This window comes from Vibrio sp. 10N.247.310.98, assembly GCF_041467395.1.
Taxonomy (GTDB): Bacteria; Pseudomonadota; Gammaproteobacteria; order Enterobacterales; family Vibrionaceae; genus Vibrio; species Vibrio crassostreae_C.
This window is the reverse complement of record NZ_JBFSUL010000011.1, coordinates 83,403-98,917: the sequence shown is the minus strand read 5'-3', so window position 1 is coordinate 98,917 and position 15,515 is coordinate 83,403. Positions and strand designations below refer to the sequence as shown.

General features: G+C 44.0%; 10 protein-coding genes and 1 riboswitch. Of the genes, 6 read left to right on the top strand and 4 right to left on the bottom strand.

Translation table 11 applies throughout. The annotated features are described in order from the left end of the window. Positions 1 to 235: 235 nt before the first annotated feature. The 4 genes from xthA to AB6E78_RS06960 all read left to right on the top strand — a co-directional run bounded on the left by xthA (position 236) and on the right by AB6E78_RS06960 (position 7,214). Positions 236 to 1,042, top strand: coding sequence for an exodeoxyribonuclease III (gene xthA, locus AB6E78_RS06975; RefSeq protein WP_017070028.1), 807 nt, complete (start codon positions 236 to 238; stop codon positions 1,040 to 1,042). A gap of 156 nt (positions 1,043 to 1,198) precedes the next feature. Then, positions 1,199 to 2,884, top strand: coding sequence for a type I secretion system permease/ATPase (locus AB6E78_RS06970; protein WP_017062120.1), 1,686 nt, complete (start codon positions 1,199 to 1,201; stop codon positions 2,882 to 2,884). Beyond that, on the top strand, positions 2,877 to 4,217 hold the full coding sequence (locus AB6E78_RS06965) for an HlyD family type I secretion periplasmic adaptor subunit (protein ID WP_017070029.1): 1,341 nt from the start codon (positions 2,877 to 2,879) through the stop codon (positions 4,215 to 4,217). The genes AB6E78_RS06970 and AB6E78_RS06965 overlap by 8 nt, the downstream gene beginning before the upstream one ends. Positions 4,218 to 4,229: 12 nt before the next feature. Further along, positions 4,230 to 4,313, top strand: a riboswitch (cyclic di-GMP riboswitch). Positions 4,314 to 4,343: 30 nt separating this feature from the next. Then, positions 4,344 to 7,214 (top strand): hypothetical protein, encoded by a 2,871-nt coding sequence (locus tag AB6E78_RS06960; protein ID WP_372132924.1) that lies wholly within the window; start codon positions 4,344 to 4,346, stop codon positions 7,212 to 7,214. A gap of 163 nt (positions 7,215 to 7,377) precedes the next feature. Here AB6E78_RS06960 and AB6E78_RS06955 read toward each other — a convergent pair whose 3' ends face one another. The 4 genes from AB6E78_RS06955 to AB6E78_RS06940 form a co-directional block, all read right to left on the bottom strand. Further along, positions 7,378 to 8,055 carry an ABC transporter permease gene (locus tag AB6E78_RS06955; protein WP_017062123.1) on the bottom strand — a complete coding sequence of 226 codons (678 nt, stop codon included), beginning with the start codon at positions 8,053 to 8,055 and terminating at the stop codon, positions 7,378 to 7,380. A 2-nt stretch (positions 8,056 to 8,057) separates the two neighbouring features. Further along, a complete protein-coding gene (locus AB6E78_RS06950) occupies positions 8,058 to 8,798 on the bottom strand; it encodes an ABC transporter permease (RefSeq protein ID WP_017062124.1) in 741 nt (246 codons plus the stop codon). Between the two features lie 79 nt (positions 8,799 to 8,877). Beyond that, positions 8,878 to 9,648: an ABC transporter substrate-binding protein gene (locus AB6E78_RS06945; protein WP_017062125.1), complete on the bottom strand. Its 771-nt coding sequence runs from the start codon at positions 9,646 to 9,648 to the stop codon at positions 8,878 to 8,880. Positions 9,649 to 9,785: 137 nt separating this feature from the next. After that, complete coding sequence (locus AB6E78_RS06940; RefSeq protein ID WP_004736532.1) at positions 9,786 to 10,556, bottom strand: ABC transporter ATP-binding protein; 771 nt, start codon at positions 10,554 to 10,556, stop codon at positions 9,786 to 9,788. Between the two features lie 791 nt (positions 10,557 to 11,347). On the opposite strand from AB6E78_RS06940, the gene AB6E78_RS06935 reads away from it, so the two are divergent. Next, positions 11,348 to 12,889, top strand: a complete 1,542-nt coding sequence (locus tag AB6E78_RS06935) for a DUF3360 family protein (RefSeq protein WP_016767646.1) — start codon at positions 11,348 to 11,350, stop codon at positions 12,887 to 12,889. Between the two features lie 307 nt (positions 12,890 to 13,196). Then, entirely contained in the window at positions 13,197 to 15,473 is a 2,277-nt protein-coding gene (pflB, locus tag AB6E78_RS06930; RefSeq protein WP_372132921.1) for a formate C-acetyltransferase, read from the top strand. Positions 15,474 to 15,515 lie beyond the last annotated feature (42 nt).

Genomic DNA, 15,515 nt, shown 5'->3' with positions numbered 1-15,515 from the left:
TGAAGCCTTTTTTCTATCTAAATAAACAAGTTAGCTCTTAAGATCCTGTCTATGAAGACTCAATAGATTCTACGTAACTGTAAGTATTCACATCATTTAATGTCGCCATTTTGTCTCTACAAAGTGGCGACAGAAATTATTAAGCATGGTTAAATACGATGAACCATGAAATCCACCAAATCAAAAACCTTTAAAAACAAGCAGTGACAAAGGTTTACGAGAGGTATAAAAACAAATGAAAGTAATTAGCTTCAACATCAACGGTCTTAGAGCCCGCCTTCACCAACTGCAAGCTATTATCGACAAACACCAACCCGACGTGATTGGTCTGCAAGAGATAAAAGTGCACGATGAAGCCTTCCCAATTGCTGATGTTGAAGCAATGGGCTATAAGGTTTACTTCCACGGTCAAAAAGCCCACTACGGTGTGGCAATGTTGTGTAAGCAAGAGCCTATTTCTGTGCAGAAGGGTTTCCCAACAGATAATGAAGACCATCAAAAACGCATGATCATGGCGACGTTTGAAGATGAAGATGGTGAAAAGGTTACCGTGCTAAATGGCTACTTCCCTCAAGGGGATAACATCAAGCATGAAACAAAATACCCGTACAAACGCCAGTTCTATAAAGACTTAATGACTTACTTAAACGATTATCACAACAAAGATGAGCAAGTGATTGTGATGGGCGACATTAATATCAGCCCTATCGACGCAGACATCGGCATTGGTGAACCTAATGCGAAACGTTGGTTAAAAACAGGTAAATGCTCTTTCCAACCAGAAGAGCGAGAATGGTTGAAAACATTGATGGACTGGGGCTTTGTAGACAGCTTCCGCTTGCTGCACCCTGAAGTGAATGATCAATACTCGTGGTTTGATTACCGCTCAAAAGGCTTCGTAGACAACCGCGGCCTGCGTATTGATGTAGTCCTAGCGACTCAAAAGCTTGCCGATAAGTGTACTGAAGCTGGCATCGATTACGAGCTACGCGGCATTGAAAAACCGTCAGATCACGCTCCGATTTGGTCGACGTTTAAATAAAATCCAAATTAAATTTCAAATCAAAAATGCACAAGCTTTTGTTTAGCTTGTGCATTTTTTTTACTTAGCTCAAATCCACTCAAAAAGCTTGAGATAGTTCACATTCTCGCCACTGCCCATCTATACTATTTGGACAACCAATGGAGAGAGTTTTGTATGGACGCAAAGCCTTGGGCCGGTATAAATCCAATTAATCTGCGTAGTTTACTTCCGATGATGGTGGTCAGCGGAGCGATCAGCGTATTGATGTTAGTCGTTCCCTTATTCAGCCTCCAAGTGTTTGATCGAGTCCTCTCAAGTCAAAGTTTAGATACGCTTCTATTCTTGGCTTTCATTGCTGTGTTCCTACTTACAGCCCAAGCGTTCCTTGACGCGTCTAGAGCCAAGTATGCACAAAAGAAAGCGATCAAATTTGAATTTATCGCGTCTCAGCAGCTATTTGAACAAACCTCCTTCTCATCGAAATCAAAAGAAAAACATCTGTTCAACGATATAAGTGAGGTAAAGAGCCTACTCTCTTCTCCAGCCTACTTTGTCATGTTTGATCTGCCATTCACTCCCCTTTTTCTTATTATTATGTTTGCGATTCATCCATATATAGGATTAGTCGGTGTGGGTGCCGTTGTTTTTATTCTCATGACAACATTGCTTTCTCATTGGGTTAAATCTAAGCACTTTAAAACCACTTACTTAAGCCAGCTCGCAACACAAAGAAAAAACGACGAGTGCTTTCAAAAACACGCCACGATCTTTAGCCAACATCAACAACAAGGTTTAAGTCAGACCTACCAAGAAATATTGGCGGAGAAGAGCTGGTCTCGAAGCCATTTAGATCAAGCCACCTGTTCACTGAGTGCATTTTCTCGTTACATACGTATGGTCCTTCAACTCATCATCATGGCTGTCGGAGCAAGTCTAGTCATTCAAAATGCCATGTCTGCTGGTGGAATGATTGCGGGTTCAATCCTAATGGCGAGAGCACTCCAGCCAATTGAGATGCTCTCTAGTGGTATTCAAGCATGGAAAACTGGTTTGGATGCAAACAAACGCTTAGCTAAGGAATTTGCTTCTCATACTAAACATACCGAGCGAACCGAGTTGGAAACAATTAAAGGTGATCTGGTCATCGACAACGTCACATGGTTCGCGTCTGAAAAACTTAACAAGCCGACTCTTAATGGTTTGAAGCTAAGACTGGAATCAGGAAATCGAGTCGCATTGATAGGCCCTAGCGGGTCAGGTAAGTCTTCCATCTGCAAAATGATCACTAACGGCATATCGCCCTCAAAAGGTGGCATTTCTATCGATGGACTCAATGTTGAGTTGTGGAATCTGAATCAGTTCAAACACACCGTCGGTTATGTTCCTCAGCACATCGACTTTTTACATGGCACTGTCAAACAAAATATCGCCCGATTTGATTCCAACGTTACGGATAGCCAAATCGTCAGATCCGCTATTCAAGCCGGTGTGCATGATGCTGTTGTCGCCTTACCGAATGGATATGAAACGATTATCGGTTCTTTTGGTCATCAGTTATCTGGTGGACAAGCCCAGAAACTTGCCATCGCAAGAGCATTGGTTTTCTCACCTAAGCTACTCGTGCTTGATGAGCCTGATTCCCATCTCGACAAAGAAGGCGAAGAGTTTCTTGTTTCGCTATTACAATTGGCGAAAGAGAAATCCATTTCTGTCGTGATGGTAACGCATAACCCAAGCTTACTCAGACATGTCGATTGGGTTGTTGAATTGAAAAACGGCCAGATAACGCAAGCAGGCGAAGCGAGTAAAGTTGTCCGGTCGCTCTTCAATGTCGCTTCCTCGGAGGTGTCGAATGGCTAGTATTCATCATGACGATAAAGGTATTCACTTCGACGATGGTAGAAAACTGATCTTTTCTACATTCAAAATACAGGTGTTCATCTGGTTAGTTCTTGTGACTACTCTTGGTGGCTTTGCTGCTTGGGCATACCTAGCCCCGCTTTCTTCTGCTGCCATTGCGCCAGGCGTGATTATCGTAGAATCAAAGCGAAAACCCATTCAGCACTTAGAAGGCGGGATTGTAGAAATCGTCCATGTTTCTGACGGCGACCATGTTCAAAAAGACGAACTGCTCATCACGTTAAGTCACACACAAGCTCAAGCATCGCTTCTAAGGCTAAGAGCTCAGTGGCAAAGTGATTTAGCGCGGCTGAACCGCTTACAATCAGAGTTAGCGAGTCATCAAGAAATTCAATTTGATATGAGATTACTCTCCCTTATGAGTGACCCAAACGTATCAAGCTTACTTGATACGCAGAGTAAACTTTTCAGCAAAAGACAATCGTTAAAATCCGGTGAATCCGATGTGTTACAGCAAAAAGTCGAGCAATCAAAACTTGATCTGCAAGGCTTCCAACAACGATTCTTAGCCGGAAATCGAAGCCTGAAGTATTTAGAAGAACAGGTACAAATGCACCAAGATTTGCTTGTTTCCGGTAACACATCCAAATCTCGCTTATTGGATTTACAGCGAGAACGCTCTCAATTACAAGGTAACGTTGCTGACCTCAAAGCTAGAATCGGACACGCCAAGCGCACCATCGCCGAAGCGAAATTAGAGCTGATCAACGCGGATTATACTTACGCCAAAACGCTCGGCGAAGAGATACAAGATTTAGAACGAAAGCTGAATGAAACCAGAGAAGCTATGGTCAATGCTCAAGATATTCTTACCCGGGTTGAAATAAGAGCACCTCAAAGTGGTGTGGTGGTTGGACTTAATGTGGTCTCCGAAAATGCCATTGTTCCACCCGGTGAAACCTTAATGGAATTGGTTCCGCAAAATGACGAGTTGATTGTAGAAGCGTTAGTCAAGCCAGAAGACATTGAAGCCTTACGAATTGGGTTGGATACCCAAGTAAGACTGACTGCATACAGTTTCCGTAAAACACCACCGATTCGTGGAAAATTAGTCCATATTTCGGCTGACCGCATTAGCGATCAAGCTACAGGATCTTCTGCTTACTTAGCGAGAGTATCGTTAGATAAGTCTGAGCTAGAAGCATTAGAAAACATCTCATTGTATCCGGGCATGCCCGCAGAAGTGATGATATTACTTGAGCAACAAACACCGCTCGAGTATCTACTCAACCCACTCTCTGTGAGCGCCTATAAGGCAATGAGAGAAATTTAACCAAGCGCACAAAGAAGATAAAGCCAAACTCATCGTGAGGTGAGGACGGAAAGCTCCAGATCTCAGGGATGAAGCCGAGATGGCTGGGCTGCCTCTATGTATCGAATGATATGTGAGGAAAAAACGATGGCAGAAGTAACCAATACAGCAGCAGGACTGAAAAGTAATGGTAGCAATGATACCAATACACTAGTAGATGGTCCTAACCTCCCCACCCCAGAATCTAGAGATGTCAACAATGACCTTTCTAACCTCAGCGGCGATAACCTCGAAGTACGAGCCGGTAAAGGCGACGACATTGTGCATGCCGGCAGCGGCGATGACTTTATCGCTGCTGGACGTGGATCGGACACAATTAAAGCAGGTGCCGGAAACGATGTGGTTGAAGCTTGGAATCATTCGCTCAATGCTGGTGATGAAGCCGGCGTTAACCGCGATTTAAGCGCGGCACGCGATAAAGATTTAGAAGCGCTAGGAGAAGAGTGTGTTGACGACATTGTGGTTGCAGGTGCCGGTGATGATTATGTTGAAGGCGGTGCGAACAATGACATTATTTATGGTGACAGAGGCGCTGGTGCAGAATTTGGCGAAAACCTAATCAGCGATGGTGATTTTGAAGCTTTTGACCTTGGCAATACATGGGGAACAGCGCCAAGCGCCGGTGCATGGAACGCAGAGGTTGGCAGTATCGAGATTCAAGAACAACTGCATGGCGGTGTCCCAGCTGATGGTTACGGGACTGATATCGCCAGTGGTCACTTCCTAGAATTAGACTCGCATGGCGCGAATTCAAATTCAACCGTCTCCCAAACATTTACGGTCGATGACGACGGTATATATCAACTCGATTTTTCCTACGCTTTCCGTAACAAAGGAGGCGATAGCACCACCGCTCCTTTCACAGTCCAAATAATGGCGGGCACCGACGTTGTATTCGAGAAGTCTTTCCAAGACATTGACGGCGTCGATGATGATTGGGATCTGTTTAGCGAAGATGTCGATCTCTCTTCAGGAAATTACTCACTCAATTTTATTGCCGACGGCGCAGAAGACACCTTTGGGGCTCTGATTGATAATGTGTCATTGAAGCAGGTACTGCATAACGATGTGCTCATTGGTGATAACGGGCCAGACGCTGCAAATGAAGGCGCCGCTGGGAACGACTTGATTCGAGGCGGTAAAGGGAATGACGTAATTATCGGCGATAACTTTGAAGCGCTGTCGTTTAACGAAGGAACCGGCGAGTTTGAATTAGCGGAGCCAACGACATCCGTCGACCTATCAGCAAATTCAACCGCCTACAACGCTGATGGATCTGTCGGTACCGTTGATACAGGTAATGCAAGTTCTGGCGGTACAGGTTATGGGGTAGATGGCGCAGCAGAGGCTGGCGTGCTTGCTCAAATTGGCTTCAGCTACGACGGCGGTTCTGGTGAAGGTGCATCAGAGATGTTTTCTGTCAGCTTAGACGAACATACAATGATTGCTAAAGTCGGTATATCCAACCTCTACTTAAATGAAGGCGACAATGGCGTAGATGAGGCTGGCCATTGGGCAGCATATCGAGAAGGTATTCTGGTCGCTGAGGGCGATTTCATTGCGAGCGATTTAGCGGATGGCAATAACAACAGCGGTTATCTAAACATCGGTCCTGATGAGACTGGCTTTAAAGCCTTTGATGAACTTCAGTTTACTGCCGTTGGTCCTGCATTTGAAAAAAACGGAAACGCTAATGCCGATTCAAGTGACTACTACGTCACTTCTGTTACCACCGATGGCCTAACGGGTGACGGAACCGATATATTGCGCGGTGGTCGTGGCGACGATGTCATTCTTGGTGGCGACAACGCCAAGGGTGGCGTACCTGAACTCGATCCTGATACGGGTTACTACGATGTAAGTAACTTCAGAGGGACTATTGATGTCACTATGGAAGGCACCGAAGCGGGCTTCGAAAATTCGTTTGGTTACTTCACAAAAGACAGTGAAGGCAATGTAAACGCTGAAGTCATTTGGGGAAATGTGAAGGATCACCTTCCAAACTCTGAAGCTGGCAACAGCTTTAGTCTCGATTTGGGGCACTGTGATGATTGCGTTGATACGCTCGGGTTCTTCATTATCCCAGATGGCGGGAATGACGGTTTCGTCTCAGGCGAAAGTATCGCAATTGACTTAAACACTCAACAAGCGACAAGCTCTAACAATAGTGACCACCCCTTCTTGCTGGGCGTACAAAATTTAGTCGGTAGTAACGGCAACCTTACCTTAGATGTTAGCGGCATTAACAACTTCAATCCGGGTACAGAACTCGGAAATCAGTTCTGGAATGACAACCCTGGCGGTGATGGTGACTTCGATGATGTGGTAACCACCGTTGAAATCGACGACCAACCAGAGCAATTGTTTGGTGGTAAAGGCGATGATTGGCTTGATGGCGGAGACGGAATCGACCATATCAAAGGCGGTAAAGGCGATGACATCATCATTGGTGGTGGTGGTGCAGACGAAATCCGTGCTGGTAAAGGCAACGATACAGTAGCCTTTGATGCAGAGGATACTCTAATTCATGGTGGTAAAGGGTTCGATGTACTGGTCGCCAATGACCCTGGTGGTGTCGATATCGACATGTCGAAGGGGTCAAACATCAATGGGTTTGAAGCAGTCATAGGGGGAGACTCAGCTAATGACAAACTGACTATTTCTCTAGGTAAAACCTTCAATCAAAACCATGACCTTGATGGTAATAGAGCAAAGAACGACGACCAAGTTGCTGAATTCTTTGCTTTAGGAATTGAAGATATCGACGCTAGTCATCTTCAAGGATTCCAATACCAAACCGCAACATCAGTGACGCTAGACCAAGATATGCAAGATAAACTTGGACTCGATGGAACTGAAACGATTACCGCTTATAGTTTCACCAAAGGAGGCAAAGAAGTCATCATCTACACTGATGCATCCTTTGATGGTGATTTCATTGGCGTTAATGAAGTTTAATTGCTTTTTGAACTAGTAAATCAGAAACAAAGTTAAAGGACTTATTGCTTGTGTAATAAGTCCTTTTTGCTTCAAAGAGCTACTCAACTAATTCCTATACAAACCCTAAATAAGAACGGCGCTCAATGAGCGCCGTTTTGTTAACTGTGTGAATACCGTGCAATTAGCTAAGGGGTCTTAGATAAGCAAGGAAACGCTTCTCTGCGAATTTGAAAATCGCGATGATGATGAACGTTAACGCCATGTAGAACAGACCTGCCGTTAGGAAAGACTCGAATGGAGCGTAGTAACGTGAGTTAACCAAACGTGCTGCACCGGTTAAGTCCATAATGGTTACGATACCCGCTACCGCAGAGCCGTGAAGCATGAAGATGACTTCGTTACTGTAAGCCGGCAATGCGCGACGCAGAGCACTTGGTAAAATGATACGACGGTAAGTCTTCGGTGTACTCATGCCGTAAGCTTTTGCTGCTTCCACTTCACCTTTAGGTAAGCCGTTAATCGCACCACGAATGATCTCTGCGGTATAAGCTGACGTGTTAAGAATGAATGCCACCAAAGCACAGAACCATGCGTTTTCCCATAATGTGTCTTTCACTGGGAAGAATTGGTCCATACCGTAGTAAATCAGGTACAGCTGAACCAGTAATGGCGTACCACGGAAGAAATAGATGAATGACCAAGCCGGAGCATTAATCAGCATATTTGGACTGTTACGAGCGATAGCTAGTGGTATGGCGACGAATAAGCCAATGATCAAAGCAACGCAAACCATCCAAGCCGTTGTCCATAAACCACCAAGGTAAATCGGCAGGCTTTCAATTATCAATGAAAAGTCCATAACTACCTCGCGTGGATACTGAATTTACGTTCAACCAGCTTAAGTAAGCCCGTTGAAACACTGGTGAAGAATAAGAAGATAATCGCCACAGTCATGTAGAAAGTGAATGGCATTTTGGTTGAACCCGCCGCCAGTGCACTAACACGTACCATGTCTTCTAGGCCAATAATCGAAACCAGCGCAGTGGTTTTAAGTAATACCAGCCAGTTATTCCCAAAACCCGGTAATGCGTGACGAATCATCTGCGGTAGCAGTATGCGGTGAAACGCCTTTACAGGGCTCATACCATAAGCTTTTGCCGCTTCCATTTCACCGCTGTCGACAGCCATGATGGCACCACGGAACGTTTCTGCCATATAGGCACCGAAAATAAAGCCTATGGTTAAGACACCAGCAACAAATGGGCTGACATCAATATAATCAGGTAAGTAAGCGGTCCATTCGTGGTTAGGATCACTGGATGCAAACCACTCGTTGAGCCACTCGTTGATGGAATACAAACTGTTGTTTAAAAGGATTTGTCCACCAAAGAAAATCAACATCATCAGTACGAGATCTGGAATGCCTCGAATGACGGTTGTGTAGAGGGTTGCAATAGCACGAGCCCAGCGATAAGGCGCGAGTTTTGCTAAGGCACCTAGCATACCAAGAACCATAGCTAAAATTAGCGACAGCAAGGCAACTTCGATTGTGAGCACCGCCCCTTTCAGGATCGACGCTTCATATCCTTGTAAATCAAACATAATGGATTCCAACAGAACTGCGAAAAAGTTGGTAAGACAGGGAGAGGAGAACCTCTCCCTTAAGAATTGACGCTAAAGATTACTGACCGTATACGTCGTAGTTGAAGTATTTAGCCGCGATATCTTGGTAGATGCCTTTTTCACGTAGTGAAAGGATTGCCGCATCTAATTGCTTAGTCAGATCTTTGTCTTGCTTACGAACAGCAATACCCATACCTTCACCGAACCACTTAGGATCCGTTAGAGAGGGGCCAACAAACTCGTAGTCTTCACCACCAGCTTTGTTCAGCACGCCTTCTTCTAGAGCAGATGCATCACCTAGTACAGCAGCAACACGACCGTTTGCTAGATCAAGGTAAGCTTCGTCGAATGAACCGTAACGAACGATCTCTACTGTATCGCCGTAGTTGTCTGTTAGGTATTTATCGTGAGTTGTTGCACGTTGAACTGCAATCTTTTGACCGCTTAGATCATCAAAGTTAAGGCCTGCACCTTTCTTAGCGATGAACTTGTTTGGGATAAGTGCGTATTTACCAGTGAAGTCGATTTTTTTCTTACGCTCTTCCGTGATAGACATTGCCGCGATGATCGCATCATATTTACGAGCAAGTAGAGAAGGAATGATACCATCCCAGTCTTGTGCAACGATCTTACACTGCACCTGCATTTCAGTACAAAGTGCGTTAGCCATATCGACATCGAAGCCTTTCAGTGACCCGTCAGCTTCTGTCCAGCTAAATGGAGGGTAAGCACCTTCAATACCAAAGCGTACTGTTTTCCATTCTTTTGCTTGAGCTACGCCCGTTGCAGCAGTTGCAGCAAGTGCCGCGACTAATAACCACTTTTTCATATCCCTACTCCTGTGATTTAGGTTTTTATGTTTTGCTAGTTTTAATATTGTGTTTGTTGTTGCTTATTAACTTACTTGTTGTGTTTTATTGTTCACACCGTCGCTGTTTACCGTTGGCAACGGCGTTTCAATTCTGATTAGTAAATCGATGAGATAAATTGTTGTAAACGTTCAGATTCAGGTTCCGTAAACAGTTTAGCTGGATCGCCCTGTTCTTCCACTAGACCTTGGTGCAGGAACATCACATGGTTTGATACGTCACGAGCAAAAGCCATTTCATGTGTTACCACAAGCATGGTTCTTCCTTCTTCTGCTAGATCTCGCATTACACCGAGTACTTCCCCTACTAACTCAGGGTCAAGTGCTGATGTTGGCTCATCAAACAGCATCACTTCCGGATCAACCGCTAACGCTCGAGCAATTGCCGCTCGTTGTTGTTGTCCACCGGATAAATGACCTGGGTAGTAATCTTTGCGCTCATACAAGCCTACTTTTTTAAGTAGTAGTTCTGCATTTTCAATCGCTTGAGCTTTAGGTACACCTAATACGTGAACGGGTGCTTCGATAACATTTTCGAGAACGGTCAGGTGAGACCAAAGATTGAAGCCTTGAAAAACCATCGCTAAGCGTGAACGGATACGCTGTACTTGTTTTTCGTTGGCAGGAACAGATACGCCTTGGCGGTTGTTTTTCATTTGAATTAATTCGCCATTAACCCAAATCTCGCCTGCAGTTGGTGTCTCTAAAAGGTTGATACATCTAAGGAAAGTACTTTTACCCGACCCTGAAGATCCGATAATCGATACAACATCGCCTTTATGCGCAGAAAGTGAAATTCCCTTTAAAACTTCATTTTGACCAAACGTTTTGTGTAGATCCTTTATGTCCAGCGCTGGTACATCTTTCATGCGCTTTCTCTCCCAAGTTTGTGAAAATGCAAGGTACTCCGACCTTTTCATGCGATACAAACTAGCACCACACGAAACAACATGCAACAAATTATTAACCTGATAAATTGGAATAAATAGCGATTCACTCTGACTTATTATGCAAAAGGTAGCGTTTTCGCCTCAATTTAATGAATGAGTTCTATCAATAAGCTGCAATTACACCCCTTACATTGTTTAAATAAAGTTAATCAAAATGAGATTCTCGTAGCTGGATGTCTCACAAGAAAAACACGTTTTGTGAACTTATAAACATTACTGTCGACAAAATATAGCGCACACATTCAGCACACTGCCCTCACCTTAAAGCACAATTATTTTAAGGTTATTACATTGTAAGCATTTCACTCGGAACAGTTGGGAAGCAAGTAATAGTGAAATAACTCAGTAAGAATTGAGTATTGAACTCGAGCCATGACGACAAAGGCTCGAAGAAGATAGGTAAACGTCAATTTGTGAAAACTAATTACACGATTCATCAATGGGAAGTTAATGAATCGCTGCGTTTTGTAGCTTTCTTTCACATATACTCATAAAGTGATCAAGATCAATCACCCTAAAGGGTAAGCTTGTTAGACTCCTCAGCAAAGAATAAGGCATTAAAAATGCCAAACATTTCTTTTAACTTAGCTGCATAAAGCACAGCAAAACCGTGCAACATAATGTTAATGAGTTATAACTAAGAAATAACGCAATTACGCGAACTTATAGAATTCAATTTTAGAATTACTAACAAAAAATATGAGGAATCTATGTCAGACGTTGTCAATAATGCGAACTCTGAAGTAGAAGAGAAAAGCTATAAAGAGCTACACCGTCCTGCTTCTGAATTTGAGAGCCGCTCAGATTATCTAGATCACGAACTTCAAATCATGAAGCCTCGCCGCTTCGGTTTAAACCTTCCAGGTCGTGACTTCCGCTTTGAACTTGAAGATCTTGTTCCTGCACTTGCTGGTACTATTGGTATCATTGCGATGTACTCTGCAGTAATGATGTCGTGGGCTGATGGCCTAACTCAAGCTTGGGATCACGTAAACCTAGGTAAAGACTTCGCAATTGAAGTCGCTCGTGTAGAAATGCTTATTCCTGCACTACTGTTTTGTATCCTTGCTTCTGGTTTCTTTAACCCTAAAGCAAACCTTGCCGGCAACCACGGCCCAATGATCCCTCTTATCGGTACCATCGCTCTCGCTGGTGCTCACCCTCTTGCATTGGCCATCCTGATCGGTGTGTTCGGTCTCATCCTAAGTTTCCTAAAAGGCGGATCTAAACTTGTTAACCTAACTTCTGAAGGTACAGCAGGTGGCTTGCTCATATTCTTAGGCTTAACCGGTACCATGAGCCAAATCAACTCAATTCAAGCATGGGCGGTTGGTCTTCAATCTTCTACTGTTGAAGCGGGTAGCATGGGTTACGTGGGTCTTATCGTTCTTGCTATTACTATTGCTATCTACGCTTTCTTAGCAAAAGTGAACAAGCGTTGGTTAGCTATTCCAGTTTGTGCGTTTACAGGCCTTGCTATTGCATTAGCATTAGGCGCTGGTTTCGATATCGTGTTCGAAACTGAAATGGGCATTCCAAACCTAAACCCAGTTTACTGGTGGGGTTCGACTTCTGAAGGTTGGATGCTTGGCTTGCCAAATGTTGAGCACTTCATCGCTTCGCTACCGTTCGCTATTCTTGCAGTAGCAATGTGGTCACCAGACTTCCTAGGTCACCGTATCTTCCAAGAGCTGAACTACCCTAAACGTTCTGAAAAAGTTCTGATGGACGTAGATGACACAATGACGATGTGTTCTGTTCGTCAAATGGTCGGTACTGCAGTAGGTGGTGGTAACATCACATCTTCTTGGGGTACTTACATGATCCCAGCAGCAATCGCGAAACGTCCAATCCCTGGCGGCGCAATCTTGCTTGGTTCTCTATGTATTATTGTTGCGATTCTTGGTTTCCCGATGGACGTAGCAGTATGGCCACCAGTGATGCGTGTTGCGCTACTTGTAGGTGTATCTCTACCTCTACTTGAAGCAGGTATGCAAATGGTTAAGGATTCAAAAGATTCTCAAGCGGCTGGTATCTGTATCTTTGGTTCAGCGGTTGTTAACCCAGTATTAGCATGGGCACTAACTATGCTTCTTGATAATAATGGTCTAATTGGTGATAAAGAGCGTGCAAAGCGTCTATCATTTGTAGATAAGATTGTTATCCCTGTTGGCGTTTTAGTTATCTGTCTAGTGGCAATGCTTGCAGTTGGTATGCTAGAAAGTCAATATGGCCTGAAAGCTTGGCTATAATAGTCCTTACTACACAAAAGTAGTATTAGGATTAAAAAAAAGTTTGGGTGGCAACCCCTGCCACTCAAATTTTTTCAACTTTTTTTGGCATTTATTGATTTAGTTTAAGGTTTGCAGAAATTTTTTAGCGTAGTCTTGAATACATAGAGTAAAGACAACATATAAAAGGTAGTGACAATATATATAACCATATGATGCTTATATGCTCATATATATTGTTATTAATAAGAGTGTACTACCCTTACGAGGGGCGCTGGCTCAACAGTGTTAATGTACGTATTTTTTCTACTAAAAAGGTAGGTATGTCATGGCAGAGCAATTTGCTAAAGCTTGGGAAGATTTTGCTGCAGGTGAGTGGCAAAGCGAAGTAAACGTTCGTGATTTCATTCAAAAGAACTACACGCCGTATGAAGGCGACGAGTCTTTCCTAGTTTCTGAGGGTACTGAAGCAACTAACAAGCTTTGGTCTTCGGTAATGGAAGGTATCAAACAGGAAAACGCAACTAAAGCACCTGTAGATTTCGATACTTCTGTTATCTCTACCATTACTGCTCACGATGCAGGTTACATTGAGAAAGATCTTGAGACTATCGTTGGTCTACAAACTGAGAAGCCACTAAAACGTGCAATCATCCCTAACGGTGGTGTGCGTATGGTTGAAGGTTCTTGTAAAGCATACGGTGAAACTCTTGACCCAATGGTTTCAAAAATCTACTCAGAATACCGCAAAACACACAATGCTGGCGTTTTCGATATCTACACTCCTGATATCCTAAAATGTCGTAAGTCTGGTGTTCTGACTGGTCTTCCTGATGCTTACGGCCGTGGTCGTATCATTGGTGACTACCGTCGTGTTGCACTTTACGGTATTGATTTCCTAATGAAAGACAAGCAAGCTCAATTTGCTTCTCTTCAAGAGCAATTCGAAAACGGTGAAAACCTAGCAGAAACAATGCAACTGCGTGAAGAGATCTCTGAGCAACATCGTGCTCTAGGTCAAATCAAGCAAATGGCTGAGAAATACGGTTTCGATATCTCTGAGCCAGCTCAAACTGCTCAAGAAGCTATCCAGTGGACTTACTTCGGCTACCTAGCTGCTGTTAAATCTCAAAACGGTGCTGCAATGTCTCTAGGTCGTACTTCGACTTTCCTAGACATCTACATCGAGCGTGATATCGCTGCTGGCAAAATCACAGAAGACCAAGCACAAGAAATGATCGACCACTTCGTAATGAAGCTGCGTATGGTTCGTTTCCTACGTACTCCTGAGTACGATGAGCTATTCTCTGGCGACCCAATCTGGGCAACAGAGTCTATGGGTGGTATGGGTATCGACGGTCGTACGCTAGTAACGCGTTCGAACTTCCGTTTCCTAAACTCTCTATACACTATGGGTCCTTCTCCAGAGCCAAACATCACTGTTCTTTGGTCTGAGCAACTACCTGACGGCTTCAAACGTTTCTGTGCGAAGGTATCTATCGATACTTCTTCTATCCAGTACGAAAATGATGACCTAATGCGTCCTGACCTTGAGTCTGATGATTACGCTATCGCTTGTTGTGTATCTCCAATGATCGTTGGTAAGCAAATGCAGTTCTTCGGTGCTCGTGCTAACCTTGCGAAAACAATGCTTTACGCAATCAACGGCGGTGTGGACGAAAAACTTAAGATGCAAGTTGGTCCTAAAGAAGCTCCAATGACTGACGCTGTTCTTGATTACGATAAAGTAATGGCCCGTCTAGATCACTTCATGGACTGGCTAGCTAAGCAATACGTGACTGCACTAAACAGCATTCACTACATGCACGACAAGTACAGCTACGAAGCGTCTCTAATGGCTCTTCATGACCGTGACGTTCGTCGTACAATGGCTTGTGGTATTGCTGGTCTATCTGTTGCAGCTGACTCACTGTCTGCAATCAAGTTCGCGACTGTTAAACCAATCCGCGACGAAGATGGCATTGCAACTGACTTCGAAATTGAAGGCGATTACCCTAAATACGGTAATAACGACTCTCGTGTAGATGATATTGCTTGTGAACTAGTTTCTACGTTCATGAACAAGATCCGTAAGCTTAAGACTTACCGTAACTCTATCCCTACACAGTCAGTTCTTACTATCACGTCTAACGTGGTTTACGGTAAGAAAACAGGTAACACTCCAGACGGTCGTCGTGCTGGCGCTCCTTTCGCTCCTGGTGCAAACCCAATGCACGGTCGTGATGAGAAAGGCGCTGTAGCTTCACTAACGTCTGTTGGTAAACTACCGTTTGCTGACGCACAAGATGGTATCTCTTACACGTTCTCTATCGTGCCAAACGCACTAGGTAAAGAACAAGACAGCCAACGTGCTAACCTTGCAGGCCTAATGGATGGTTACTTCCACCACGAAGCTGGCATTGAAGGTGGTCAACACCTTAACGTTAACGTTCTTAACCGCGAAACTCTTGAAGACGCAGTTAAGCACCCTGAGAAATACCCTCAGCTAACAATCCGTGTATCTGGTTACGCTGTTCGCTTTAACTCTCTAACTGCAGAGCAACAAGCTGACGTAATCGCACGTACATTTACTGAGTCTCTATAAGCTCACGCTCAATAGACAGTAAATAATATTAGCCTCGCCAAT